Origin of the sequence: Aquincola tertiaricarbonis, assembly GCF_023573145.1 — a bacterium.
GTDB lineage: Bacteria > Pseudomonadota > Gammaproteobacteria > Burkholderiales > Burkholderiaceae_C > Aquincola > Aquincola tertiaricarbonis_B.
The window spans coordinates 3,719,409-3,743,507 of record NZ_CP097636.1; the positions used below are offsets into that span (position 1 = coordinate 3,719,409).

The window sequence follows — 24,099 nt, forward strand, 5'->3', positions numbered from 1 at the left end:
TCACTCCACGGCCTTGACCATCTCCTCCACCACCTTCTTGGCGTCGCCGAAGACCATCATCGTCTTGTCCATGTAGAACAGCTCGTTGTCCAGACCGGCGTAGCCCGCGGCCATCGAGCGCTTGTTGACGATCACGGTCTTGGCCTTGTAGGCCTCCAGGATGGGCATGCCGTAGATGGGGCTGCCCTTTTGCAGCGCGGCCGGGTTCACCACGTCGTTGGCGCCCAGGATGATGGCCACGTCGGCCTGGCCAAACTCGCCGTTGATGTCTTCCATCTCGAAGACCTGGTCGTAGGGCACCTCGGCCTCGGCCAGCAGCACGTTCATGTGGCCCGGCATGCGGCCGGCCACCGGGTGGATGGCGTACTTCACCGTCACGCCCTTGGCGGTGAGCTTGGCCGCCAGCTCCTTGACCGCATGCTGCGCCCGCGCCACCGCCAGGCCGTAGCCGGGCACGATGACCACCGTCTCGGCATTGCCCATGATGAAGGCCGCATCGTCGGCGCTGCCGCTCTTGACGCTGCGCTGCTGCTGCGCGCCCGCCGTGGCGGCGCTGGCATCACCGCCGAAGCCGCCCAGGATGACGTTGAAGAACGAGCGGTTCATCGCCTTGCACATGATGTAGCTCAGGATGGCGCCCGAGCTGCCCACCAGCGAGCCGGCGATGATCAGCATGCTGTTGTTGAGGCTGAAGCCGATGCCCGCCGCCGCCCAGCCCGAGTAGCTGTTCAGCATGCTCACCACCACCGGCATGTCGGCCCCGCCGATGGGGATGATGAGCAGCACGCCCAGCACGAAGCCCAGCACGATGACGGCGGTGATGTCCAGGCTGCTCTGCGAGTGCCAGAAGCCGAAGACGAAGAAGGCCGCCGCCAGGCCCAGCACCAGGTTGAGGATGTGCTGGCCGGTGAACTGCACCGGCGCGCCCTGGAACAGGCGGAACTTGTACTTGCCGCTGAGCTTGCCGAAGGCGATGACCGAGCCGCTGAAGGTGACGGCGCCGATGAAGGCGCCCAGCGCCAGCTCGATGCGGTTGCCGCCGGGGATGGGGTCGCCCTTGAGCGCGATGCCGAAGGCATGCGGCTCGATGACCGCGGCGGCAGCGATGAACACCGCGGCCAGGCCGATCATGCTGTGCATGAAGGCCACCAGCTCGGGCATCTTGGTCATCTCCACGCGCTTGGCCATCACGGCGCCGGCGCTGCCGCCGACGAGCAGGCCCAGCAGCACCCAGGCCAGGCCACCGGCGCTGCCCTGGGCCAGCTTGACGATGAGCGCCGCGGTGGTGAGCACCGCGATGGTCATGCCGGCCATGCCGAACAGGTTGCCGCGGATGGAGGTGGTGGGGTGGCTCAAGCCCTTGAGCGCCTGGATGAAGCAGACGCTGGCCACCAGGTAGAGCAGGGTGACGAGGTCGAGGCTCATGCACCCTCCTTCTTGGCGGCCGGGCGGTCCTTCTTCTTGAACATCTCCAGCATGCGCCGGGTGACGAGGAAGCCGCCGAAGACGTTGACCGCGGCCAGGGCCACGGCCAGCACGCCGAAGATCTTGGCCGAGGCGCCTTCGGTGAGCGCGGCCGCCAGCATGGCACCCACGATGACGATGGCGCTGATGGCGTTGGTCACGGCCATCAGCGGCGTGTGCAGCGCGGGCGTGACGGTCCACACCACGTGGTAGCCCACGTAGATGGCCAGCACGAAGATGATGAGGTTGGTGACGGTGTGCGAAACGATGTCCATGAGGGTCTCCGGGGTCAGGCGCGCTTGATCTCGCCGGCCTGGGTCATCAGGCAGGCGGCCACGATGTCGTCGTCCATCGGCACCTGGAAGCCGCCGTCCTTGGGCAGCACCAGCTTCAGGAAGTCGAGCACGTTGCGGGCGTACAGGCTGCTGGCATCGGCGGCCACCAGGGCCGGCAGGTTGGTCTCGCCCACCAGGGTGACGCCGTGCTTGACCACGGTGCGGCCGGCTTCGGTGAGCGGGCAGTTGCCGCCCGCGGGCGCGGCCAGGTCGACGACGACCGAGCCCGGCTTCATGCTGCGCACCATCTCCTCGGTCACCAGCACCGGCGCCGGCCGGCCGGGGATCAGCGCGGTGGTGATCACCACGTCGGCCTGCGCCACGCGCTTGGCCACCTCCACCTTCTGGCGCTCCAGCCAGCTGGGCGGCATCGGGCGGGCATAGCCGCCCACGCCTTCGGCCGCTTCCTTCTCCTCGGCGGTTTCATACGGCACGTCGATGAACTTGGCGCCCAGCGACTCCACCTGCTCCTTGACCGACGGCCGCACGTCGCTGGCCTCGATGACGGCGCCCAGACGCTTGGCGGTGGCGATGGCCTGCAGGCCCGCCACGCCCACGCCCAGGATGACGACGCGCGCGGCCTTGATGGTGCCGGCCGCGGTCATCAGCATCGGAAAGAGGCGCTGGTACTTGTCGGCCGCGATCATCACGGCCTTGTAGCCGGCGATGTTGGCCTGGCTGGACAGCACGTCCATGCTCTGCGCCCGCGTGGTGCGGGGCGCGGCTTCCAGCGCAAAGCTGGTCAGGCCCGCGGCGGCCAGGCGGCCCAGCCCCTCACGGTCGAAGGGGTTGAGCATGCCCACCAGCGCGGTGCCGGGCTTCATCAGCCCCAGCTCGTCGGCCGAGGGTGAGCGCACCTTCAGCACCAGTTCGGCGCCGAAGGCGCCGGCTGCGTCGGTGGTTTCGGCCCCGGCGGCCTGGTAGGCCTCGTCGGTGGCGCTGGCGGCCACGCCGGCACCGGCCTGCACCAGCACGCGGTGGCCCTGGGCCTGGAGCTTCTTGGCCGTCTCGGGGGTGACGGCCACGCGGGTTTCCCCCGCGGCCGTCTCGAGCGGAACGCCGATGAGCATGGGTACTTCTCCTCCAACAGTGATGAATTGCTGGCCGCCGTTCTGCCGCGGCATGTTGCGGGGCAGCTTACACAAGTTCCCCTGCCGTCCGTGTCATGGTTCACGCGGCTACCATCCGGTCATGAGTTCCCGCCGTCCCCCGATCAGCGTGACCGTGGCCGCCGTCATCGAGCACGAAGGCCGCTACCTGATGATCGAAGAGGAAACCACCGAAGGCGTGCGCCTGAACCACCCCGCCGGCCACCTGGAGCCCGGCGAATCGCCGGTGCAGGGCGCCATCCGCGAGGCGCTGGAGGAAACCGGCTGCAGCTTCGAGCCGCAGTACCTGCTGGGGTTTTACCTCTCGCGCTTCCACCGCCCCGCCACCGGCGAGGACGTGACCTACCTGCGCATGGCCTTCGCCGGCAAGGCCAGCGAGCCCGCGCCCGGCTGGGTGCTGGACGACGGCATCCTGCGCACGGTGTGGATGACGCCCGACGAAATCCGCCGCAGCGCGGTGCCGCACCGCAGCCCGCTGCTGCTGCGCTGCCTGGACGACCACCTGGCCGGCAAGCGCTACCCGCTGGACGTGCTCACCGTGGATCCCACGGTCTTCATCCCCGAGGTCAAACGCTGAGATCGGCTGCGCGGGACAATCCGCGCATGGAAACGAGGAACAAGCAGCGTGTGGTGGTGGGCCTGTCGGGCGGCGTCGACTCGGCGGTGACGGCCTGGCTGCTCAAGCAGCAGGGCTACGAGGTCGTCGGCATCTTCATGAAGAACTGGGAAGACGACGACGACAGCGAGTACTGCAGCACGCGCCAGGACTTCCTGGACGCCGCCTCGGTCGCCGACGTCATCGGCATCGAGATGGAGCACGTCAACTTCGCTGCCGAGTACAAGGACCGCGTGTTCGCCGAGTTCCTGCGCGAGTACGGCGCCGGCCGCACGCCCAATCCCGACGTGCTGTGCAACGCCGAGATCAAGTTCAAGGCCTTCCTCGACCACGCGATGCGCCTGGGCGCCGAAAAGATCGCCACCGGCCACTACGCCCGCGTGCGCGAGGTGGACGGCCGCTTCGAGCTGCTCAAGGGCCTGGACCCCGGCAAGGACCAGAGCTACTTCCTGCACCGGCTGACGCAGGCGCAGCTCAGCCGCACGCTGTTTCCGGTGGGCGAGCTGCACAAGACCGAGGTGCGCCGCATCGCCGAGCAGATCGGCCTGCCCAATGCCAAGAAGAAGGACTCGACCGGCATCTGCTTCATCGGCGAGCGGCCGTTCCGGGAGTTCCTGAACCGCTACCTGCAGCACGCGCCCGGCCGCATCGAGGACGAGAACGGCCGCGTGGTGGGCCAGCACGTGGGCCTGAGCTTCTACACCCTGGGCCAGCGCCAGGGCCTGGGCATCGGCGGCGTCAAGTCGGCGCAGGGTCCGCAGGGCGAGCATGCGCCCTGGTACGTGGCACGCAAGGACTTGAAGCGCAACGTGCTGGTGGTGGTGCAGGGCCACGACCACCCCTGGCTGCAATCGCCCGCGCTCAGCGCGGCCGACACCAGCTGGATCGCCGGCACGCCACCCGCACTGGCCGACTGCGCCGCCAAGACCCGCTACCGGCAAAGCGATGCGGCCTGCCGCTTCGAGCCGCGCGAGGACGGCAGCTTCGGCCTGCGCTTCGACGAGCCGCAATGGGCGGTGACGCCGGGCCAATCCGCCGTGCTGTACGACGGCGAGGTCTGTCTCGGGGGTGGCGTGATTTCCGCAGCTATGTGACCTTCTTTATGCGACGAACAAATATGCTCAAGCGCAATAAGTAGTTCTTCAGCATAAAAACGCCTTTCAAAATGCGGCGCTCTCATCAGCGAGCATCCGCCCTTGAACTTCCAGCAGTTGCGATCCGTTCGGGAAACCGTGCGTCAGGGCTTCAACCTGACCTCGGTGGCCGAAGCCCTCCACACCTCTCAACCCGGGGTGAGCCGGCAGATCCGCGAGCTGGAGGAGGAGCTTGGCATCGAGCTCTTCGTCCGTGCCGGCAAGCGACTGACGGGCCTCACCGCACCCGGTGCCACCGTGCTGCCCATCGTCGAGCGCATGCTGATGGAGGCCGACAACCTGCGCCGCGCCGGCGACGACTTCGCCCGCGCCGGCCGCGGCACGCTCACCATCGCGGCCACCCACTCGCAGGCGCGCTACGCACTGCCCACCGCGGTGCGCGACTTCCGCGCCTCGCACCCCGACGTCACGCTGCACATGCACCAGGGCTCGCCGCAGCAGGTGGCGCAGATGCTGCTCGACGGCAGCGCCGACATCGGCGTGGCCACCGAGGCGCTGACCAAATACGACGAACTGGTGGCCCTGCCCTGCTACCGCTGGACGCACGTGGTCATCACGCCGCCCGGCCATCCGCTGACCGAGCTGGAAACGCTGACGCTGCAAAGCGTGGCGGCCTACCCGCTGGTGACCTATGAAGCCGGCTACACCGGCCGCGGCCACATCGACGAGGCGTTCGAGCGCCATGGCCTGCAGCCGCAGGTGGTGCTGACGGCGATGGACGCCGACGTCATCAAGACCTATGTGGAACTGGGGCTGGGCGTGGGCATCGTGGCGGCCATCGCCTACGACGAAGAACGCGACCGCCACCTGACGGCGCTGGATGCGCGGCACCTGTTTGCCGCCAACATGACCCGGCTGGCGGTGCGCCGCGGCAGCTTCCTGCGCGACTACGCCTATGCCTTCATCGAGACCTTCGCGCCGCCGCTGGGCCGCGCGGTGGTGGAACAGGCGCTGCAGTCCAGCGCCGGTTCCAGCTTCGAGATCTAGGACCGGATCGGCCGGTCGGTCGACCAGTTGGACTTCTGCAGCCGGCTGATGATGCCGGCCTCTTCCGTCAGCGAGAACGAGAACGGATAGAGCGAGCGCTCGGTGGCCGCCAGTTCCGGCTGGCCGCCGAACCGGGCGATCTGCTGCAGCGTGTAGCCGAAGTCCAGGTGCAGCAGCACCGCAGGCGCGTTGACACGGCGGTTGAGCCGCTCCGGCCCCAGCACCTTGCAACCCAGCATGCGCACGTAGTAATTGACGTGGCGGGGGTTCACCTCGATCAGCAGCGTGTCGAAGCCCTTGAACCGGTAGGCCACGATGTAGGCCACGTGGAACAGCGAGGCCAGCACCTGCTTGGCGCCAGACACCGGGTCCATCGCCAGCTTGGTGAACTCGCAGATGCGGTGGCCGTCGGCGCGCAGCTGGGCCACTTCCGGGCCGAAGGTGTCCTCGGCGTGCAGGCCTTCCGGCCCGTCCAGCCCCACGGTGATGGTGCCGATGATCGCGTCGTGGTCGGTGGCGGTGAGGGTGATGCGGTTGGGCGTCTGGCCCTCGGGCAGGCCGGCGTTGTGATAGCCGCGCCAGGCGTAACGCCGCTTGATCAGGATGTTGGCCGAACTGCGCTGCCCATGCGAGTTGGCGCCCCGGATCTTGAACAACCGGGGTCGGGCCGCATCCGGCTCCACGTCGGTCGCGGCCATCCGATGCGGCTGGAATGTCGCGCCGATGATCGTGTTCGACGCCTCTGTCATGCCGGGTCTCAAGTTCACACCCCCCACCCCTGTTGGTCTCTTGTGCGAATTCTGACCGGTGCCCAGCCACAAAGCTGTAGCAAGAGTTGAGGAACGCGGATCAGAAATCGTCGTCTGCTTGTGCGAAAGATTCCACGAATGTGGTCTCCGCGCTGCGTTGTGGTGCGCTTTGCCTGCGCATTCTGCCCTTGTAACAACCGCCCCCGCGCTGAAATCTCAGACACGTTCGGTTGCAAATCAGCAGCAAGAATTGGCACTCCCCGGCCAGGTTCCATGCGCGACCCCACCGATTCGCGCGGCGCGGCCTGTCACACCCGCCCGGGATACTCGGACGATACGAGCCCCTTTAGACAGGATCATGACTTTCAGCCGTGCCGCGATCGCGCGGATCGCCCCTTTTGCGCTGTTCATGGCGCTGCTGGCCCTGCGGGGCGCGCTGCCCGCGGACGCCTCCTTCGACCCGCGCTGGGTGTATGGCGTCACGGTCGTCGCCGTCGGCGGCCTGCTGTGGTACTTCCGCAGCGAGTACGGCGAGCTGGCGCGCCAGACGCTGCCCGACGCCCGGCAGTGGCTGCTGGCCGTGGGCACCGGCCTGGCCGTCTTCCTGCTCTGGATACAGCTGGATGCACCGTGGATGCAGCTGGGCCAGCCCAGCGCCACCTTCGTGCCGCTGACCGCTGCCGGCGGCCTGGACTGGCCGCTGATCGTGATGCGCTGGGTGGGCGCGGCGCTGCTGGTGCCGGTGATGGAGGAGCTGTTCTGGCGCAGCTACCTGATGCGCTGGCTGGCGCGCCCGCAGTTCGAGGCGGTGGACCCGGCCCACGTGGGCATCAAGGCCATCGTGCTGTCCACCTTCGTGTTCATGCTGGCGCACACCTTGTGGCTGGCCGCCATCGTGGCCGGCCTGGCCTATGCGCTGCTGTACGTGCGCACCGGCAAGCTGTGGGTGCCGGTGATCGCCCATGCCGTCACCAACGGCGTGCTCGGCATCTGGGTGGTGGCCACCGGGCAGTGGCAGTTTTGGTAGGCGGTCGGCGCTAAGTTTGTAAACCGACCGCCCGGTCGGCCTTGAACTGGGCGCGGAAGGCCTCGAAGCGGCCGGCGTCCAGCGCGTCGCGCACTTCCTGCATCAGGTTCAGGTAGTAGTGCAGGTTGTGGATGGTGGTCAGCATCGGGCCCAGCATCTCGCCGCAGCGGTCGAGGTGGTGCAGGTAGGCGCGGCTCACCGCGCCCACGCCGGTGCCCGGCTCACCGGCGCAGGCCATGCAGCGGCAGGTGGGATCGATCGGCCGCTCGTCGGTCTTGTAGCGGGCGTTGCGCAGGCGCAGGTCGCCGAAGCGGGTGAACAGGTGGCCGTTGCGCGCGTTGCGGGTGGGCATCACGCAGTCGAACATGTCCACGCCCTGGGCCACGCCTTCCACCAGGTCTTCGGGCGTGCCCACGCCCATCAGGTAGCGTGGCTTGTGCGCCGGCAGCCGGTGCGGCGTGTGCGCCATGATGCGCAGCATCTCGTCCTTGGGCTCGCCGACGCTGACGCCCCCCACCGCGTAGCCGGGGAAGTTCATCTCCACCAGCGCTTCCAGCGAGGCTTCGCGCAGGTTCTCGAACATGCCGCCCTGCACGATGCCGAAGAGGGCGTTGCGGTTTTCCAGCCGCGCGAACTCGGCCTGGCAGCGGCGCGCCCAGCGCAGGCTGAGCTCCATCGACTTGCGCGCCTCGGCCTCGGTGGTGATGTGGCCCTTGGTTTCGTAAGGCGTGCACTCGTCGAACTGCATGACGATGTCGGAATCGAGCACCGTCTGGATCTGCATGCTCACCTCGGGCGTGAGGAACAGCCGGTCGCCGTTGACCGGCGAGGCGAACTTGACGCCCTCCTCGCTGATCTTGCGCATCTCGCCCAGGCTCCACACCTGGAAGCCGCCGCTGTCGGTCAGGATGGGCTTGTGCCAGCCCTCGAAGCGGTGCAGCCCGCCGAACTGCTGCATCACGTCCAGGCCGGGGCGCATCCACAGGTGGAAGGTGTTGCCCAGGATGATCTGGGCGCCCATCTCGTGCAGCGAACGCGCACTCACGCCCTTGACGGTGCCGTAGGTGCCCACGGGCATGAAGATCGGGGTTTCGACCACGCCATGGTTCAGGCGCAGGCGCCCACGGCGTGCATGGCCTTCGGTGGCCAGCAAATCAAACTCAAGCATGCAAACTTTCAGGCGCTGCGTTGCAGCAGCATCGCGTCGCCGTAGCTGAAGAAGCGGTAGCGCGCCTCGATGGCGTGGCGGTAGAGGGCGCGCACGTGCTCGTGGCCGGCGAAGGCGCTGACCAGCATCAGCAGCGTGCTCTTGGGCAGGTGGAAGTTGGTCAGAAGCACGTCCACCACGTTGAAGCGGAAGCCGGGCGTGATGAAGAGCGAGGTCTCGCGCGCGCCGGCCTGCAGCGTGCCGCCCAGCGCGGCCGACTCCAGCGCGCGCAGCGTGGTGGTGCCGGCGCCGATGACACGGCCACCGGCGGCCTGGGTCTGCGCGATGGCCTGCACGGTGGCTTCGCTCACCTCGAACCACTCGCTGTGCATCTTGTGCTCCGACAGGTCGTCGGTGCGCACCGGCTGGAAGGTGCCAGCACCCACATGCAGCGTGACGCGGGCGGTCTTCACGCCCACCGCGGCCAGCGCGTCCAGCACGGCCTGGTCGAAGTGCAGCGAAGCGGTGGGCGCCGCCACCGCCCCGGGGCGGCTGGCGAACACGGTCTGGTAGCGCTCCTCGTCGGCCGCGTCGTCGGCGTGGCTGATGTACGGGGGCAGCGGCACGTGGCCATGCTGCGCCAGCAGCGCGAACGGGTCTTCGGGCAGGCGCAGGTGGAACAGCGAGTTGTCGGGCCCGCCGCGGCCCAGCACCTGGGCGTCGAAGGCGTCGGCGAAGCGCAGCTGGGCGCCGGCCTTGGGCGACTTGCTGGCCCGCAGGTGGGCCAGCACTTCGTTGCCGGGCAGCACGCGCTCGACCAGCGCCTCCACCGCGCCGCCGGTGTCCTTGACGCCCAGCAGCCGAGCCTTGATGACGGCGGTGTCGTTGAAGACCAGCAGATCGCCGGCGCGCAGCAGGCGCGGCAGCTCACGGAATTGGCGGTCGATGGGCACGAGCCCGGTGCCGTCGAGCAGGCGCGAGGCGCTGCGCTCGGCGGCGGGATGTTGCGCGATGAGTTCGGGCGGCAGCTCGAAGTCGAAATCGCTGAGAGTGAAACGACGGTTCTGGAAGGGCATGGGCTGCAGGCTTCACCGGCCTGTAGAGAGTGCGTGGCGGCACAATTGTTCCATGCCCCCAGCCGCCGAACGTGCGACGAAAGAGACAGCCCCACGCGCGGCCCCGGCGCTGTCGGCGCCGCAGCGGGCCCTGCACAAGCTGGGCCTGAAGCGCGACATCGACCTGGCGCTGCACCTGCCGCTGCGCTACGAGGACGAAACCCGCAACATCCCCATCGGCCAGGCCCGCGAGGGCGGCACCGTGCAGGTGGAAGGCGTGGTGCTGGACCACCGCGTGGAAACCCGCCCGCGCCGCCAGCTGGTGGTGCGCATCGCCGACGACAGCGGCGAGCTGACGCTGCGCTTCCTGCACTTCTACCCCTCGCAGCAGAAGGCCATGCCGGTGGGCCAGCGGGTGCGGGTGCGCGGCGAGCTGCGGGTGGGCTTCTTCGGCAAGGAGATGGTGCACCCCGCGGTGAAGGCCGTGACCGAGGACACCCCGCTGGCGCAGGCGATGACGCCGGTGTACCCGGCCAGCGCGCAGCTGCCGCAGGCCTACCTGCGCAAGGCGGTGGCCGGCGGCCTGCAGCGCGCCGCGCTGGGCGAGGTGCTGCCCCCCGAGGTGCTGCCGCCCGGCCTGCCCACGCTCAAGCAGGCGCTGCAGCTGTTGCACCACCCGACGCCGCAGACGCCCATCGCCGCCCTGGAAGACCGCAGCCATCCCGCGTGGGAACGGCTGAAGTTCGAGGAGCTGCTGGCCCAGCAGCTGAGCCAGCTCGAAGCCAAACGCGAGCGCGCCCGGCTGCAGGCGCCCGCCTTGAAGGCCGAGCCCGGCGGCCTGCCCGAGCAGCTGCTGGCGGCGCTGCCCTTCAGCCTCACCGGTGCGCAGCACCGGGTGTGCGAAGAGATCGCCGCCGACCTGGCCCGGCCGCAGCCCATGCACCGGCTGCTGCAGGGCGACGTGGGTTCGGGCAAGACCGTCGTGGCCGCGCTGGCGGCGGCAGTGGCCATCGGCGCCGGCTGGCAGTGCGCGCTGATGGCGCCCACCGAGCTGCTGGCCGAGCAGCACTTCCGCAAGCTGGTGCAGTGGCTGGAACCGTTGGGTATCCGTGTGGCCTGGCTGAGCGGCAGCCGCAAGGGCAAGGCGCGGCAGCAGATGGTGGACATGGTGGCCTCCGGCGAAGCCGGGCTGGTGGTGGGCACCCATGCCGTCATCCAGCAGGACGTGAACTTCCATCGCCTGGGCCTGGCCATCGTCGACGAGCAGCACCGCTTCGGCGTGGCGCAGCGGCTGGCGCTGCGCTCCAAGCTGGAAGCCAGCACGCTGGAGCCGCACCTGCTGATGATGAGCGCCACGCCCATCCCGCGCACGCTGGCGATGACCTACTTCGCCGATCTGGCGGTGAGCACCATCGACGAGCTGCCGCCCGGCCGCACGCCGGTGCTGACCAAGGTGTTCGCCGACGGCCGGCGCGACGAGGTCATCGCCCGCATCGCCGACGAGGTGGAGGCCGGCCGCCAGGTGTACTGGGTGTGCCCGCTGATCGAGGAGTCAGAGGCGCTGGACCTGCGCAACGCCACCGAAACCCATGCCGAGCTGTGCGCCGCCCTGCCCGGCCGCAGCGTGGGCCTGCTGCACGGCCGCATGCCGGCGGCCGACAAGGCGGCGGTGATGGCCGAGTTCAGCGCCGGCCGCATGCAGGTGCTGGTGGCCACCACCGTCATCGAGGTGGGCGTGGACGTGCCCAATGCCAGCCTGATGGTGATCGAGCATGCCGAGCGCTTCGGCCTGTCGCAGCTGCACCAGCTGCGCGGCCGGGTGGGCCGCGGCGCGGTGGCCAGCATCTGCGTGCTGCTGTACACCGGGCCGCTGTCGCCGTCGGGAAAGGCGCGGCTCAAGGCCATGGCCGGCACCAACGACGGTTTCGAGATCGCGCGGCTGGACCTGGAGATCCGCGGCCCCGGCGAATTCATGGGCGCCCGCCAGAGCGGCGACGCGCTGCTGCGCTTTGCCGACCTGGCGCAGGACGCGCCGCTGCTGGAGCAGGCGCGCGAAGCCGCCGCGGTGCTGTTCAGCCGCCACCCTGCCGCCGCCCGAGCCCACCTGGAACGCTGGCTGGCCACCCGCGCCGAGTACCTGAAGGCCTGATCCCGGGCCCGGTGACAGGTGGGCTTGCATTTGCCGACAATGCGGGCATGACCCTGACCGAACTGCGCTACATCGTCGCCGTCGCCCGCGAGAAGCATTTCGGGCGCGCGGCCGAAGCCTGCTTCGTGTCGCAGCCCACGCTGTCGGTGGCCATCAAGAAGCTGGAGGAGGAGCTGGACGTCAAGCTCTTCGAGCGCGGCACCAACGAAGTGAGCGTCACCCCGCTGGGCGAGGCCATCGTGCGTCAGGCGCAGTCGGTGATCGAGCAGGCCGCCGCCATCAAGGACATCGCCAAGCGGGGCAAGGACCCGCTGAACGGCCCGCTCAAGCTGGGCATCATCTACACGATCGGCCCCTACCTGCTGCCCGAGCTGGTGCGCCATGCCATCGAGATGACGCCGCAGATGCCGCTGATCCTGCAGGAGAACTTCACCGCCAAGCTGGTGGACATGCTGCGCACCGGCGAGCTGGACTGCGCCATCATGGCCGAGCCCTTCCCCGACACCGGCCTGGCCATCGCGCCGCTGTACGACGAGCCCTTCATCATCGCCGTGCCCAAAAGCCACCCGCTGGCCAAGCGGTCCAGCGTGGGCGCCGACGAGCTGAAGCGCGAGACCATGCTGCTGCTGGGCACCGGCCACTGCTTCCGCGACCATGTGCTGGAGGTGTGCCCCGAGTACGCGCGCTTTTCCAGCGACGCCGAAGGCATCCGCAAGAGCTTCGAGGGCAGCTCGCTGGAAACCATCAAGCACATGGTGGCTTCGGGCATGGGTGTGACGGTGGTGCCGCAACTCTCGGTGCCGCGCGATACCACCGGCGGGCTGGTGACCTACGTGCCCTTCGAGCCGCCGGTGCCCACGCGCCGGGTGGTGCTGGCCTGGCGCCGCACCTTCACCCGCTACGAAGCCATCGCGGCGCTGCGCAATGCGGTGTATGCCTGCCAGCTCGATGGCGTGGAGCGGCTGACGGCTTGAGGCTGGAACCGCCATCGATAGTCTCTATCGATGGCATCGCAAGCAGCGATTGGTCGTCCAGCACTTACGCCGGTATCTTCCTGGCAAGTGCTTTTTCTTCCAGGAGTCCGCCATGCGCAAGCTTCGTCTGTCCCTCGGCCTCGCCGTCAACGTCGTTGGCCTGGCCGCCGCCTGCCACTGGCTGGCCGGCGCCCTCTGGCATTGACACGAAGGGGCGGGGTCGCTGCGCTACAGTCGTCCGTAACAACCTCAGGAGTCGCCATGAGCAAGAACAAGGGCAAGGACAAGTCGTCAGCCAGCACCGCCGCGCCGGTCATCCAGATCGGCATCAGCCCCGAAGACCGCGCCGCCATCGCCGGTGGCCTGTCCAAGCTGCTGGCCGACACCTACACGCTGTACCTGACCACCCACAACTTCCACTGGAACGTCACCGGGCCGATGTTCAACTCGCTGCATGCGATGTTCATGACCCAGTACACCGAGCTGTGGAACGCCGTGGACCCTGTGGCCGAGCGCATCCGCTCGCTGGGCCATCCGGCCCCCGGCTCCTATGCGCAATACGGTGAACTCACCTCGCTGAAGGACGCCCCCACCACGCCGCCTTCGGCGATGGAGATGGTGCGCATCCTGGTGGAAGGCCATGAGGCCGTGGCCCGCACCGCCCGCAGCATCTTCCCGCTGGCCGACAAAGCCGGCGACGAACCCACCGCCGACCTGCTGACCCAGCGCCTGACGGTGCACGAGCAGGCCGCATGGATGCTGCGGTCCATTCTCCAGGATTGAGTCCGGGCAGCCGGCACCCGCGATAATCGCGGGCTTGCCCCAACCAATCGTCGGTGCACCCCGCCAGCCGGGGCGCACCGCGCTGCCATGTCCGACCTCACGCCCCAGGTGCGCCGCCGTCGCACCTTCGCCATCATCAGCCACCCCGACGCCGGCAAGACCACGCTGACGGAAAAGCTGCTGCTGTTCTCCGGCGCGATCCAGATCGCCGGCTCGGTGAAGGCGCGCAAGGCCAGCCGCCACGCCACCTCGGACTGGATGGAGATCGAAAAGCAGCGCGGCATCTCGGTGGCCTCGTCGGTCATGCAGATGGAGTACCGCGACTGCGTGATCAACCTGCTGGACACCCCGGGCCACCAGGACTTCTCCGAAGACACCTACCGCGTGCTCACCGCGGTGGACGCGGCGTTGATGGTCATCGACGCGGCCAACGGAGTCGAGCCGCAGACCCGCCGCCTGCTGCAGGTCTGCCGCGCGCGCAACACGCCCATCCTCACCTTCGTCAACAAGATGGACCGTGAGGTGCAGGAGCCGCTGGCGCTGATGGATGAGATCGAGCGCGAGCTGGGCATGACGGTGGTGCCCTTCACCTGGCCGGTGGGCATGGGCAAGTTCTTCGGCGGCGTGCTGGACCTGCGCAAGGACCAGATGCGCGTGTTCACCCCCGGTGAAGACCGGGTGGCCGGTACCGAAGAAATCGTCGAAGGCCTGAGCAACCCCGCGCTGGCCGACCGCTTCGGCGCACCTTACGAACAGGCCGCCGGCGAGATCGAGCTGGTGCGCGAGGCGGCGCCCGAGTTCGAGCACGAGGCCTTCCTGGGCGGCCAGCAGACGCCGATGTTCTTCGGCTCGGCCGTCAACAACTTCGGCGTGCAGGAAGTGCTGGACGCGCTGGTCGACCTGGCGCCCGCACCCGGCCCGCGCCCGGCCATCCAGCGCACGGTGGAGCCTGCTGAGGCCAAGTTCAGCGGCGTGGTGTTCAAGATCCAGGCCAACATGGACCCGGCGCACCGCGACCGCATCGCCTTCCTGCGCGTGGCCTCGGGCAAGTTCCAGCGCGGCATGCGCATGAAGGTGGTGCGCTCGGGCAAGGAGCTGCGGCCCAACACGGTCGTCACCTTCATGAGCCAGAAGCGCGAGCTGCTGGACGAGGCCTTTGCCGGCGACATCATCGGCATCCCCAACCACGGCGTGCTGCAACTGGGCGACACGCTGACCGAAGGCGAGGCGCTGCAGTTCACCGGCCTGCCCTTCTTCGCGCCCGAGCTGTTCCGCTCGGTGGAAGTGGCCGACCCGCTGAAGACCAAGCAGCTGCGCGCCGGCCTGACGCAGCTGGGCGAAGAAGGCGCCATCCAGGTGTTCCGGCCGATGCTCGGCTCCATGCTGCTGCTGGGCGCCGTCGGCCAGCTGCAGTTCGAGGTGGTGGCCCACCGGTTGGAGCATGAGTACGGCGTCAAGGCCCGCATCATGCCGGCGCGCTTCAACGTGGCCCGCTGGGTAACCTGCGACGAGGCCGACGGCGGCGAGAAGGAGCTCAAGCGCTTCATCGACGGCAACAGCCACCGCCTGGCGCTGGACGCGGTGGACGCGCCCACGCTGCTGCTGGAATACGCCGGCGAGCTGCGCGCCTGCCAGGAGAACTGGCCCAAGATCAAGTTCCACGCGCTGCGCGAGCACGCCGGGCTGGTCTTCCAGCAGCGCATGGGGGATTGAGTCAGTTCTGCGCCAGGACGGGCCGGCATGACCCCCGGATGACGCGATCCGCCGCCGACGCGTTACAAGCACCCCGCCAACAGGGGGTGTGGGCACTCACCTGAAACCCCTAGCAATCGAGCACAAATTTACAGGGAGCTTTCAGATGAGTGCTTGCAATCTCCGATCCATCGTTGCAGCGGCAGCGCTCGTCGCGGCCTCTGCCGCCGGCGCCGCCGACTTCACCGTCAGCGCCAAGGACAACTGCGCCTGCGACAACGCCACCGGCGCGGCCACCGTGTCGCTGCTGGCCGGCCAGTCTTTCAGCGTGAGCGTGAATCCCAGCCAGCTGTGGGCGGCCGGTGACGAACTGCGCTGGTCCAACGCCGACGGCCTGGTGGGCGACCGCTACGCCACCTTGAACGACGGCAGCGGCCAGCCCGTGGGCACCCAGATCGGCATGTCGTTCGGCAACCTCACCCAGGGCAGCCTAGCTGCGCCCTACGGCGCGCTGGTCGGCCAGATCGGTGGCGGCGACTTCTTCCTGGTGGGCACCAGCTACACCGGCCAGGCCGCCAGCGCCGGCCTGCTGAAGCTGTACTACTGGGACGCGGGCAGCGCCGACAACATCGGTTCCATCACCGCCAGTGTCAACGTCTCCGCCGTGCCGGAACCCGGCACCTACGCGCTGATGGCCGGCGGCCTGGCTCTGGTGGGCTTCCTGGCTCGCCGCCGCCGCGCCTGAGGCGGATGGGGCCGCAAGGGCCCCGGTTCTGATCTCTGAACGAAGCCACCCGCCTGACGGCCGGTGGCTTTTTCATGCCTGTGCCGCGGCCGCTGCGCGGGCGGCAGCGGCCGATAATCGCGCCGTGAAAGCCTCCTCACTCCCCAGCCCGGGCGCACCCTCCAAGCTGCGGCTCTATCTCGACCTGATCCGCTTCGACCGGCCGGCCGGCTGGCTGCTGCTGCTGTGGCCCACGCTGTCGGCGCTGTGGATGGCGGCCGATGGATTTCCGGGCTGGCACCTGCTGTTCGTGTTCACCGCCGGCACGGTGCTGATGCGCAGCGCCGGCTGCTGCGTCAACGACGTGGCCGACCGTGAGTTCGACAAGCACGTCAAGCGCACCGCCCGGCGGCCGGTGACCAGCGGCGCGGTGTCGGTGAAAGAAGCGCTGCTGCTGGGCGCGGGGCTGGCGCTGGTGGCCTTCGGCCTGGTGCTCACCACCAATGCGCCCACCATCTTGTTGTCGTTCGCGGCGCTGGCCATCGCCATCGCCTACCCCTACGCCAAGCGCTTCGTCTCGATGCCGCAGGCGGTGCTGGGCGTGGCCTTCAGCTTCGGCATTCCGATGGCCTTCAGCGCGGTGCTGGGCGGCGCCGACTGGCGCTGGCGCGCGGTGGCCGACGCGGTGCCGCCGCATGCCTGGTGGCTGCTGGCGAGCAACCTGTTCTGGGTGCTGGCCTACGACACCGAATACGCGATGGTGGACCGCGACGACGACATCCGCATCGGCATCCGCACCTCGGCGCTCACGCTCGGCAGCTTCGACGTGGCCGGTGTGATGGCCTTCTACCTGATCCACCTGGCTTCCTGGGCCGCCATCGGCCGCCTGCTGGGCCTGGGCGGCTGGTTCCTGGCCGGCGTGGCAGTGGCCGCGGCGCAGGTCGCCTGGCACTACGGCCTGATCCGGGGCCGCACCCGCGACGGCTGCTTCAAGGCCTTCCGCCTGAACCACTGGGTGGGCTTCGCGGTGTTCGCGGGCACCGCGCTCGATCTGGCGCTGCGCTGAGGCGCCTGTGGCCTGCGCTGTCCAACGTACTCAGCGGCCCGGCTCTGCCGCCGCCACACGGGCCTGCAGGGCCTGGGCATCCACACGCTGCAGGTAGGCCGGGATGTTGCGCCACAGCGTGTGGTAGCCGTAGCCTCCGTGGAACATCTCGTCCATCGCCTGCTGCCGCGACCAGCCTTGTTCGGTCATCCGGAGCACGGCGCTGATGACGCCGGTGCGGTCGGCGCCATGCTGGCAGTGCAGCAGCACCGGCCCTGACGCGCGAGCCGCACGCAAGGCCCGCAGCGCCTTGACGACCTGCTCGTCGCCGATGTGCCAGGTGTTGATCGGCACCCGCACCAGACTGATGCCCGAGCCCTTGAACACCGCCTCGTCGCTGTTGAAGGAGCGCAGGCTCACCACCGTGCGAATGCCCAGGCGCTGCAGCGCGGCGACGTCCTGGGCGCGCGGCTGCGCACTGCGGTACAAACCGGGCGCGATGAGGTGCAGGTTGGGCACACCCAGTTCCGGCAGCGGCGTGGCCCAGTTGGCCGGGCGCGCGCCCGGGTCAGGGGCGGAAGCGGAGGCCGGCGCCGAGGGCCTGGCCGCCGCGATGCCCGTACCCGTCCAGACGCTGGCCAGCACGACCAGCGTCCGGCGGCGATGCCAGGCGTGGGGATGGATCATGGCGCGCTCCCGCTTCGTGGCGTTGCCGGCGCATCGGTGGTTGAGCGCCACACCAGCCAGCCCAGCAGACCGGCGCTGCCGAGCAGGCCGATCCAGTAATCCACGGGCAGGCCCCACCACCAGCGCAGATGCCAGGGAATGTGCGCCGGGCTGAAGCGCGACCAGCCGAACGCCGGGTTCAGGATGAACCAGGCGAAGTCTTCGACCACCCAGAACAGCATCAGCCCGGCCAGGGCCTGGGCGGCGCCCCGCCACTGCCAGCGGCCACTGAAGGCGAGCGGAAAAAAGAACACCAACGCCATGAACGGGAACACCCAGGCGTGGTAACCCGTCATCGGGCGGCCACCCCAGAACAGGTCGAGGGCCCAATGGCCACTGATGCGCCAGGTGGGCAGGCTGGCTGCCCACCCCGCGGCGCCCTCGATCTGGATTTCCACCTGGGCGAAGAACACCGCCATCAGCCACACCCAGGCGACGTAGACGGCGAGGGGTCGCCAGGCGGTGCCGACCGGCTTCATGAGCGGGCGGCGCCCAGCACCTGGTCGAGCACCGCCTGGGCGGCCGCGGGGCGGCCCAGCGCGCTGCTGGCGGCGGCCATGTCGGCCAGCCGGCGGGGCTCGGTCATCAGGCGCTGCAGCTTGTAGAGCAGGCCGATGCCGTCGTAGGCCAGCCAGGCGGCGCCCTGCTCCATCAGGTAGCCGGCGTTGTGCTCCTCCTGGCCCGGGATGGGCGACACCAGCAGCATGGGCTTGCCCAGCGCCAGGCATTCGGAAACGGTCAGCCCGCCCGGCTTGGTGACCACCAGATCGGCCGCCGCCATCAGGCGGTGCATGGCGTCGGTGAAGCCCAGCACATGCAGCCGCCCGGGGTGCGCAGGCGCCAGCGCCTCCAGCGCCTGGCGGGCGGCCTCGTTGCGGCCGGCCACGGCAATCAGCTGGAAGTCGCCCGCGCCGGCCAGCATCTGGCCGACCACCTGGGGCAGGTCGCCCACGCCCGAACCGCCCGAAACCACCAGCACGCAGCGCCGCGCCGGGTCCAGGCCCAGGCGGGTCAGTTCGGCAGCGCGCTCGCAGGCCGGGTCGGCAGCGGGCTGGAAAGCCGGCATCACCGGGATGCCGGTGACGTGGATGCGCCCGGCCGCCAGGCCGCGTGCACACATGCGGTGGGCCACCTCGTCGGTGGCGGCGAAGTAGCCGGCCATCTCCGGCACCACCCACATGTTGTGCAGGTCGAAGTCGGTGACCTGCAGCCACACCGGGCAGTCCAGCCGGCCCCGCTGCCGTTCACGCAGCAGCAGCTCGGCCGGCAGGAAGTGGGTGCACAGCACCGCCGCCGGCTGGCGCTGGCGCACCTGCTTGAGCAGGGTGCCGCTGCTCAGCCGCTCCATGGCGCGGCGCAGGCGCTGCGAGGCGGCGGCGTGGGGTGTGGCGTCCGACTTCTGGTGCAGGTACGACCACATCCCCGGGTGGTGCTTGACCAGCCGCAGATAGCCGTCGGTATAGAGCTTGCGAAAGCCGCTGGCGACGAACTGCATCGCGTCGAGGTGGGCGACCTCCGCCTCAGGCAGGCGTTGGCGGGCGGCGGCTTCCAGCGCCTGGGCGGCGCGCACGTGGCCGTTGCCGGCGCTGACGCTGAGGATGAGAAGACGGCTCATGGCGGGCCTCGCGGTGAGAGAGGGGCTGCACGAACGCCCTCAACCGCCGAGCCCAGCCGTGGCCTGAAATTCTAGGGTCGGCTGGCGCCGAACTCGTCGCCCAGTTCGGCCGCGCGGCGCTGGGCCGCCTGCAAGGCCTTCACGAAGGCGGCCTTCACGCCGTCGGCTTCCAGCGAGGTGAGCGCGGCGTAGGTGGTGCCGCCCTTGGAGGTGACGCGCTCACGCAGCACCGACGGGGGCTCGTCGCTTTGCTGGGCCAGCGCGGTGGCGCCGGCGAAGGTGCCCAGCGCCAGCTGCTTGCCTTCTTCGGCGCTCAGGCCCATGGCCTCGGCCGCGGCCATCATGGCTTCCAGCACATAGAACACGTAGGCCGGGCCGGAGCCGGACAAGGCCGTGACCGCGTCCAGCGACACCTCCTGCTGCACCCACAGCAGGCGGCCGGTGGGCGCCAGCACCGCTTCCACCGCGGCGCGCTGCTCGGCAGTGACGCCGGGGCGGGCATAGAGCCCGCTCATGCCCTGGCCGATCAGTGCCGGGGTGTTGGGCATGGCGCGCACCACGGCCTGGCTGCCGGTGGCCTGGGCGATGTCGTCGCTGCGGATGCCGGCCATCACGGACAGCTGCAGCGCGCCGGACACATGGCCGGCGCAGGGGCGTGCGGCTTCCTGGAACAGCTGCGGCTTGACGGCCCACACCACCATTTGCGCCTCGGCCAGCGCCGGGCCCGGCGCCGGCAGCGTGCGCACGCCCAGCTCGGCCTCCAGCCTGGCGCGCTGTGCATCGCCCGGGTCCACCACCAGGATGGACGCGGGCGCGCGGCCGGCGCGCACCAGGCCGCCGATGATGGCGCTGGCCATGTTGCCGCCGCCGACGAAGGCGACGGTGCCGAGGGACGAAGGGCTGGATTCGCTCATGGCCGCAGTTTAGGTCGCACGCCACGCGCCCCAGGTCATGCGCAAAACGCATACATACACACTCGCCGTGCAACCAGCGCCTGACTACATTGGCGCCACGACAACATCGTGGCCACGAAAAGCGCCACCGGAGAAGCCATGTCACAAGCAGCCTTGTCCTTCGTCAACCCCACGGCGAACAGCCCCTGGGGCACCTACCTGTCGCAGGTCGACCGCGTCGCACCGTACCTGGGCCACCTGGCCAAGTGGCTGGAAACGCTCAAGCGGCCCAAGCGCACGCTGATCGTCGACATCCCCATCGAGCTGGACAACGGCACCGTGGCCCACTTCGAGGGCTACCGCGTGCAGCACAACCTGTCGCGCGGCCCGGGCAAGGGCGGCGTGCGCTACCACCCCGACGTGACGCTGGAAGAAGTGATGGCGCTGTCGGCCTGGATGACGGTCAAGACGGCCGCGGTGAACCTGCCTTACGGCGGCGCCAAGGGCGGCATCCGCATCGACCCCAAGCAGTACTCGCGCAAGGAAATCGAGCGCGTGACCCGCCGCTACACCAGCGAGATCGGCATCATCATCGGCCCGCAACAGGACATCCCGGCGCCGGACGTCAATACCAATGGCCAGATCATGGCCTGGATGATGGACACGTACTCGATGAACGTCGGCGGCACGGCCACCGGCGTCGTCACCGGCAAGCCCATTCACCTGGGTGGCTCGCTGGGCCGCGTCAAGAGCACCGGCCGCGGCGTGTTCGTCACCGGCCGTGAGGCGGCGCGCCGCCTGGGCCTGAACCTGGAAGGCGCCCGCGTGGCGGTGCAGGGCTTCGGCAACGTGGGTTCTTCGGCGGCGGAGCTGTTCGCGCAGGCCGGCGCCAAGATCGTGGCGGTGCAGGACCACAGCGGCACCATCTACAACGACAACGGCCTGGACGTGGCCGCGCTGACCGCTGCGGTGAAGGACACCGGCGGCGTCGCCGGCTTTGCCGGTGCCGACCGGATGAACGCCGAGGAGTTCTGGGACGTGCGCTGCGACATCCTGGTGCCCGCCGCGCTCGAAGGCGTGATCACCGCCGAGCGCGCCCAGCGCATCACCGCCAAGCTGGTGCTGGAAGGCGCCAACGGCCCCACGGTGCCGCAGGCCGACGACATCCTGGCCGACCGCGGCGTGCTGGTGGTGCCCGACGTGATCTGCAATGCCGGCGGCGTGACCGTCAGCTACTTCGAGTGGGTGCAGGACTTCTCCAGCTTCTTCTGGAGCGAGGACGAGATCAACGTGCGCCTGGACAAGATCATGGTGGACGCGCTGTGCAAGATCTGGGACACGGCCGACAAGCACAAGATCACGCTGCGCACCGCCACCTTCGCGGTGGCCTGCGAGCGCATCCTGACCGCACGCGAAGAGCGCGGCCTGTACCCCTGACACCCACGACAACCCCTGCATCGCCGCAGGGGCGGCGCGGCTAGGATGCGGGCCCTTCGAGGCCCGCTCTTCATTTCCTCCATTCCGCATGCAACGCCGTACCGTTCTGCCCGCCCTGCTTGCCACCGCCGCCCTGGTGGCCGGCGCCCTGCCCGCCCAGGCGCAGCCCACCTGGCCCACGCGGCCGGTGCACATCGTGGTGCCGGCGCCAGCCGGCAGCTCGCTGGACATCATCGCCCGCCTGCTGGGCGAGCGCCTGAAAGACCGCTGGGGCCAGCCCGTGGTGGTGGACAACAAGCCCGGCGCGGGCGGCATGCTGGGCGTGGACGTGGCGGCCAAGGCGCGGGACGAGGGCCACACCCTCGCGCTGGGCTTCAACGGGCCCATCGCCTTCGCGCCCTTCATGTACCGCAAGATGCCGTACGACCCGGCCCGGGACCTGGTGCCGGTGGTGATGACCACCTCGCAGCCCAACGTGCTGGCGGTCAATGTCAACCTGCCGGTGAAAACGACGCAGGAGTTCGTGGCCTGGGTCAAGCAGCAGAACGGCAAGATGAACTACTCGTCGCTGGGCATCGGCAGCTCCAGCCACCTGACGATGGAGCTGCTGCTGTCGCAGACGGGCCTGACCGGCACCCACGTGCCCTACAACGGCTCGCCTCCGGCCGCGCTGGCCGTGGCCCAGGGCGACACGGACGCCACCTTCACCACAGCGCCGGCGCTGCTCAACCACGTGAAGGCGGGCAAGGTGCGGCTGCTGGCCGTCAGCGCCGCCCAGGTGCCCGACAGCCTGAAGGGCCTGCCCACGCTGGCCGATGGCGGCGTCAAGGGCGTGGAGTCGATGGCCTGGAACGGCCTCTTCGTGGCCACCGGCACGCCGGAGGCGGTGGTGCAGAAGATCAATGCCGACGTCAATGCCGCGCTGGCCGACCCGCAGCTCAGGACCGTGATGGACAACCAGGGCCTGACGGTGGTGGGCGGCACGCAGGCGGACTTCCGCAGGCTGCTGGAAGCCGAGTCGCGCCGCTGGGGCGCAGTGATCGAGCGCATCGGGCTCAAGCTGGATTGAGGCCGGAAAGGCCCCTCTCAGTCGCCGCGGCGTCGCGGCGCGTAGAGTCGGCGGCTTCATGCGACCGCTGCCGCTGCTGATCATCCTGATGGTGCTGGACCATGTGGCCTTCAATGGCAGCCGCATCGCCGTCTCGCTCACCGCCATCTCGCAAGGGGCCTCGCCATTGACGGTGGGGCTGCTGATGGCCTCGTTCGCGCTGCTGCCGGCCCTGCTGGCGGTGCCCGCCGGCCGCTGGATCGACGGCGTGGGCGTGCAGCGGCCGATGATGGTGGGCTCGGTGGGCGTGGGCCTGGGCACCCTGCTGCCCTTTCTGCTGCCGCAGCTGCCGGCACTGGCCGTGGCCAGTGTGCTCATCGGCGTTTCGTTCATGCTCATCAACGTGGCGGCCTACCATGCGGTGGGCGAGCTCAGCAGCGCCGAAGACCGCACCGCCAACTTCAGCTATGTGGCGCTGGGCTTTTCCACGTCCAGCTTCATCGCACCGCTGCTCACCGGCGTGTCCATCGACCAGCTGGGCCACCGCAGCAGCTTCCTGGTGCTGGCGCTGTTCACCGTGATGCCGGCCGCCGTGCTGGCACTGGTGGGCCTGCCCGACACCCGCCGCAAGCTGGTGGCCATGCCCGAAGGCGGCGCCGCGGCCAAGCCGCGCATGTTCGACCTGCTGCGCAGCCCGCAGATGCGTCACCTCTTCATCGCCATCGCGGTGCTGACGGTGGCCTGGGACATCTACACCTTTGCCATGCCGCTGTACGGCACGCAGATCGGCCTCAGCGCCTCGCAGATCGGCATCGTGATGGGCAGCTTCGCGGCGGCCAGCTTCATGGTGCGGCTGGCCATGCCTTTCGTGGCGGCGCGGGTGGCGCCGTGGCAGCTGATCACCGTGTCGATGCTGCTGGCAGCGGCCAGCTATGCAGCCATTCCGTTCAGCCATGGCGTGGGCACCCTGATGGCCATCATGTTCGTGCTGGGCGCCAGCCTGGGCGCGCCGCATCCGATGGTGCTGACACTGCTGCACCACTCCGCACCGGAGGGCCGCGCCGGCGAAGCGGTGGGCCTGCGCACCATGTTCATCAACACCAGCCAGACGGCCATGCCGCTGGTCTTCGGCGTGCTGGGCGCAGCGCTGGGCCTGGCCCCGCTGTTCCTGGCGATGACGGCCGCGCTGCTGGGTGGCGGCGCGATGGCGCGCCGCGTGGCCCGCAGCGAATCGGGCCGCTGAACGCCTGCGCCGGCCATCCGGCGCCCCTCGGAACGATCCACGACAGGGTGAGCCCGCACACCGGATAAATCGCGGCATTCGCGTTTGCCCGCAGAGGGTTGATGCGGGGACCGGCACCGCCCTCTTC

General features: G+C 69.4%; 23 protein-coding genes. 13 read left to right on the top strand and 10 right to left on the bottom strand.

Annotation, left to right across the window (positions count from 1 at the left end):
- The 3 genes from MW290_RS31605 to MW290_RS31615 are packed head-to-tail and all read right to left on the bottom strand — an operon-like array spanning position 1 to position 2,869.
- The gene (locus MW290_RS31605) at positions 1–1,425 is read right to left on the bottom strand and encodes an NAD(P)(+) transhydrogenase (Re/Si-specific) subunit beta (RefSeq protein ID WP_250198290.1); all 1,425 of its coding nucleotides are present in this window, start codon (positions 1,423–1,425) and stop codon (positions 1–3) included.
- Complete coding sequence (locus MW290_RS31610; RefSeq protein ID WP_250198291.1) at positions 1,422–1,739, bottom strand: NAD(P) transhydrogenase subunit alpha part 2; 318 nt, start codon at positions 1,737–1,739, stop codon at positions 1,422–1,424. Before MW290_RS31610 ends, MW290_RS31605 begins: the two co-directional genes overlap by 4 nt.
- A 14-nt stretch (positions 1,740–1,753) precedes the next feature.
- Positions 1,754–2,869: a Re/Si-specific NAD(P)(+) transhydrogenase subunit alpha gene (locus MW290_RS31615; RefSeq protein WP_250198292.1), complete on the bottom strand. Its 1,116-nt coding sequence runs from the start codon at positions 2,867–2,869 to the stop codon at positions 1,754–1,756.
- A 121-nt stretch (positions 2,870–2,990) separates the two neighbouring features.
- Between MW290_RS31615 and MW290_RS31620 the strand changes: the two genes are divergently transcribed.
- The 3 genes from MW290_RS31620 to MW290_RS31630 all read left to right on the top strand — a co-directional run bounded on the left by MW290_RS31620 (position 2,991) and on the right by MW290_RS31630 (position 5,665).
- Positions 2,991–3,485 (top strand): NUDIX hydrolase, encoded by a 495-nt coding sequence (locus MW290_RS31620; protein ID WP_250198293.1) that lies wholly within the window; start codon positions 2,991–2,993, stop codon positions 3,483–3,485.
- Positions 3,486–3,511: 26 nt separating this feature from the next.
- Positions 3,512–4,618, top strand: coding sequence for a tRNA 2-thiouridine(34) synthase MnmA (mnmA, locus tag MW290_RS31625; protein WP_250198294.1), 1,107 nt, complete (start codon positions 3,512–3,514; stop codon positions 4,616–4,618).
- Positions 4,619–4,720: 102 nt separating this feature from the next.
- Positions 4,721–5,665: a CysB family HTH-type transcriptional regulator gene (locus MW290_RS31630; protein WP_250198295.1), complete on the top strand. Its 945-nt coding sequence runs from the start codon at positions 4,721–4,723 to the stop codon at positions 5,663–5,665.
- On the opposite strand, the gene MW290_RS31635 is transcribed toward MW290_RS31630, so the two are convergent.
- Positions 5,662–6,363, bottom strand: a complete 702-nt coding sequence (locus MW290_RS31635; protein ID WP_250198296.1) for an N-acyl amino acid synthase FeeM domain-containing protein — start codon at positions 6,361–6,363, stop codon at positions 5,662–5,664. The two genes, MW290_RS31630 and MW290_RS31635, sit on opposite strands and share 4 nt — an antisense overlap.
- 409 nt (positions 6,364–6,772) lie before the next feature.
- Between MW290_RS31635 and MW290_RS31640 the strand changes: the two genes are divergently transcribed.
- The gene (locus tag MW290_RS31640) at positions 6,773–7,441 is read left to right on the top strand and encodes a CAAX prenyl protease-related protein (protein WP_250198297.1); all 669 of its coding nucleotides are present in this window, start codon (positions 6,773–6,775) and stop codon (positions 7,439–7,441) included.
- 10 nt (positions 7,442–7,451) lie between these two features.
- Here MW290_RS31640 and tgt read toward each other — a convergent pair whose 3' ends face one another.
- Together tgt and queA are read right to left on the bottom strand one after the other, a co-directional pair.
- Positions 7,452–8,609: a tRNA guanosine(34) transglycosylase Tgt gene (gene tgt, locus MW290_RS31645; protein WP_250198298.1), complete on the bottom strand. Its 1,158-nt coding sequence runs from the start codon at positions 8,607–8,609 to the stop codon at positions 7,452–7,454.
- A gap of 8 nt (positions 8,610–8,617) precedes the next feature.
- Positions 8,618–9,664 carry a tRNA preQ1(34) S-adenosylmethionine ribosyltransferase-isomerase QueA gene (gene queA / locus MW290_RS31650; protein WP_250198299.1) on the bottom strand — a complete coding sequence of 349 codons (1,047 nt, stop codon included), beginning with the start codon at positions 9,662–9,664 and terminating at the stop codon, positions 8,618–8,620.
- A gap of 52 nt (positions 9,665–9,716) precedes the next feature.
- Between queA and recG the strand changes: the two genes are divergently transcribed.
- The 6 genes from recG (at position 9,717) to ubiA (ending at position 17,031) form a co-directional block, all read left to right on the top strand.
- Positions 9,717–11,792, top strand: coding sequence for an ATP-dependent DNA helicase RecG (gene recG / locus MW290_RS31655; protein ID WP_250198300.1), 2,076 nt, complete (start codon positions 9,717–9,719; stop codon positions 11,790–11,792).
- A gap of 47 nt (positions 11,793–11,839) precedes the next feature.
- Complete coding sequence (locus tag MW290_RS31660; RefSeq protein ID WP_250198301.1) at positions 11,840–12,766, top strand: LysR substrate-binding domain-containing protein; 927 nt, start codon at positions 11,840–11,842, stop codon at positions 12,764–12,766.
- Between the two features lie 261 nt (positions 12,767–13,027).
- Positions 13,028–13,549, top strand: coding sequence for a Dps family protein (locus MW290_RS31665; RefSeq protein ID WP_250198302.1), 522 nt, complete (start codon positions 13,028–13,030; stop codon positions 13,547–13,549).
- An 87-nt stretch (positions 13,550–13,636) separates the two neighbouring features.
- Positions 13,637–15,262: a peptide chain release factor 3 gene (locus tag MW290_RS31670; protein ID WP_250198303.1), complete on the top strand. Its 1,626-nt coding sequence runs from the start codon at positions 13,637–13,639 to the stop codon at positions 15,260–15,262.
- Positions 15,263–15,407: 145 nt separating this feature from the next.
- A complete protein-coding gene (locus MW290_RS31675; RefSeq protein WP_250198304.1) occupies positions 15,408–15,986 on the top strand; it encodes a PEP-CTERM sorting domain-containing protein in 579 nt (192 codons plus the stop codon).
- A gap of 124 nt (positions 15,987–16,110) precedes the next feature.
- A complete protein-coding gene (gene ubiA / locus MW290_RS31680; protein ID WP_250198305.1) occupies positions 16,111–17,031 on the top strand; it encodes a 4-hydroxybenzoate octaprenyltransferase in 921 nt (306 codons plus the stop codon).
- A 30-nt stretch (positions 17,032–17,061) separates the two neighbouring features.
- On the opposite strand, the gene MW290_RS31685 is transcribed toward ubiA, so the two are convergent.
- The 4 genes from MW290_RS31685 to proC form a co-directional block, all read right to left on the bottom strand.
- A complete protein-coding gene (locus MW290_RS31685) occupies positions 17,062–17,697 on the bottom strand; it encodes a tyrosine-protein phosphatase (protein WP_250198306.1) in 636 nt (211 codons plus the stop codon).
- On the bottom strand, positions 17,694–18,215 hold the full coding sequence (locus MW290_RS31690) for a hypothetical protein (protein ID WP_250198307.1): 522 nt from the start codon (positions 18,213–18,215) through the stop codon (positions 17,694–17,696). The genes MW290_RS31685 and MW290_RS31690 overlap by 4 nt, the downstream gene beginning before the upstream one ends.
- Complete coding sequence (locus MW290_RS31695) at positions 18,212–19,351, bottom strand: MGDG synthase family glycosyltransferase (protein ID WP_250198308.1); 1,140 nt, start codon at positions 19,349–19,351, stop codon at positions 18,212–18,214. Before MW290_RS31695 ends, MW290_RS31690 begins: the two co-directional genes overlap by 4 nt.
- Before the next feature lie 71 nt (positions 19,352–19,422).
- Positions 19,423–20,265 (bottom strand): pyrroline-5-carboxylate reductase, encoded by an 843-nt coding sequence (proC, locus tag MW290_RS31700; protein WP_250198309.1) that lies wholly within the window; start codon positions 20,263–20,265, stop codon positions 19,423–19,425.
- Between the two features lie 138 nt (positions 20,266–20,403).
- Between proC and MW290_RS31705 the strand changes: the two genes are divergently transcribed.
- From MW290_RS31705 to MW290_RS31715, 3 genes are all read left to right on the top strand, one after another.
- The gene (locus MW290_RS31705; RefSeq protein WP_250198310.1) at positions 20,404–21,681 is read left to right on the top strand and encodes a Glu/Leu/Phe/Val family dehydrogenase; all 1,278 of its coding nucleotides are present in this window, start codon (positions 20,404–20,406) and stop codon (positions 21,679–21,681) included.
- A gap of 88 nt (positions 21,682–21,769) precedes the next feature.
- A complete protein-coding gene (locus tag MW290_RS31710) occupies positions 21,770–22,750 on the top strand; it encodes a Bug family tripartite tricarboxylate transporter substrate binding protein (RefSeq protein WP_250198311.1) in 981 nt (326 codons plus the stop codon).
- A 58-nt stretch (positions 22,751–22,808) separates the two neighbouring features.
- Positions 22,809–23,972 (top strand): MFS transporter, encoded by a 1,164-nt coding sequence (locus MW290_RS31715; RefSeq protein WP_250198312.1) that lies wholly within the window; start codon positions 22,809–22,811, stop codon positions 23,970–23,972.
- Positions 23,973–24,099: the final 127 nt, after the last annotated feature.

Bases quoted from the DNA above. Each gene is read 5' to 3' on its own strand.
- MW290_RS31605 (WP_250198290.1), bottom strand. From the start codon at position 1,425: ATGAGCCTCGACCTCGTCACCCTGCTCTACCTGGTGGCCAGCGTCTGC.
- MW290_RS31610 (WP_250198291.1), bottom strand. From the start codon at position 1,739: ATGGACATCGTTTCGCACACCGTCACCAACCTCATCATCTTCGTGCTG.
- MW290_RS31615 (WP_250198292.1), bottom strand. From the start codon at position 2,869: ATGCTCATCGGCGTTCCGCTCGAGACGGCCGCGGGGGAAACCCGCGTG.
- MW290_RS31620 (WP_250198293.1), top strand. From the start codon at position 2,991: ATGAGTTCCCGCCGTCCCCCGATCAGCGTGACCGTGGCCGCCGTCATC.
- mnmA (WP_250198294.1), top strand. From the start codon at position 3,512: ATGGAAACGAGGAACAAGCAGCGTGTGGTGGTGGGCCTGTCGGGCGGC.
- MW290_RS31635 (WP_250198296.1), bottom strand. From the start codon at position 6,363: ATGGCCGCGACCGACGTGGAGCCGGATGCGGCCCGACCCCGGTTGTTC.
- MW290_RS31640 (WP_250198297.1), top strand. From the start codon at position 6,773: ATGACTTTCAGCCGTGCCGCGATCGCGCGGATCGCCCCTTTTGCGCTG.
- tgt (WP_250198298.1), bottom strand. From the start codon at position 8,609: ATGCTTGAGTTTGATTTGCTGGCCACCGAAGGCCATGCACGCCGTGGG.
- queA (WP_250198299.1), bottom strand. From the start codon at position 9,664: ATGCCCTTCCAGAACCGTCGTTTCACTCTCAGCGATTTCGACTTCGAG.
- recG (WP_250198300.1), top strand. From the start codon at position 9,717: ATGCCCCCAGCCGCCGAACGTGCGACGAAAGAGACAGCCCCACGCGCG.
- MW290_RS31660 (WP_250198301.1), top strand. From the start codon at position 11,840: ATGACCCTGACCGAACTGCGCTACATCGTCGCCGTCGCCCGCGAGAAG.
- MW290_RS31665 (WP_250198302.1), top strand. From the start codon at position 13,028: ATGAGCAAGAACAAGGGCAAGGACAAGTCGTCAGCCAGCACCGCCGCG.
- MW290_RS31670 (WP_250198303.1), top strand. From the start codon at position 13,637: ATGTCCGACCTCACGCCCCAGGTGCGCCGCCGTCGCACCTTCGCCATC.
- MW290_RS31675 (WP_250198304.1), top strand. From the start codon at position 15,408: ATGAGTGCTTGCAATCTCCGATCCATCGTTGCAGCGGCAGCGCTCGTC.
- MW290_RS31685 (WP_250198306.1), bottom strand. From the start codon at position 17,697: ATGATCCATCCCCACGCCTGGCATCGCCGCCGGACGCTGGTCGTGCTG.
- MW290_RS31690 (WP_250198307.1), bottom strand. From the start codon at position 18,215: ATGAAGCCGGTCGGCACCGCCTGGCGACCCCTCGCCGTCTACGTCGCC.
- MW290_RS31695 (WP_250198308.1), bottom strand. From the start codon at position 19,351: ATGAGCCGTCTTCTCATCCTCAGCGTCAGCGCCGGCAACGGCCACGTG.
- proC (WP_250198309.1), bottom strand. From the start codon at position 20,265: ATGAGCGAATCCAGCCCTTCGTCCCTCGGCACCGTCGCCTTCGTCGGC.
- MW290_RS31705 (WP_250198310.1), top strand. From the start codon at position 20,404: ATGTCACAAGCAGCCTTGTCCTTCGTCAACCCCACGGCGAACAGCCCC.
- MW290_RS31710 (WP_250198311.1), top strand. From the start codon at position 21,770: ATGCAACGCCGTACCGTTCTGCCCGCCCTGCTTGCCACCGCCGCCCTG.
- MW290_RS31715 (WP_250198312.1), top strand. From the start codon at position 22,809: ATGCGACCGCTGCCGCTGCTGATCATCCTGATGGTGCTGGACCATGTG.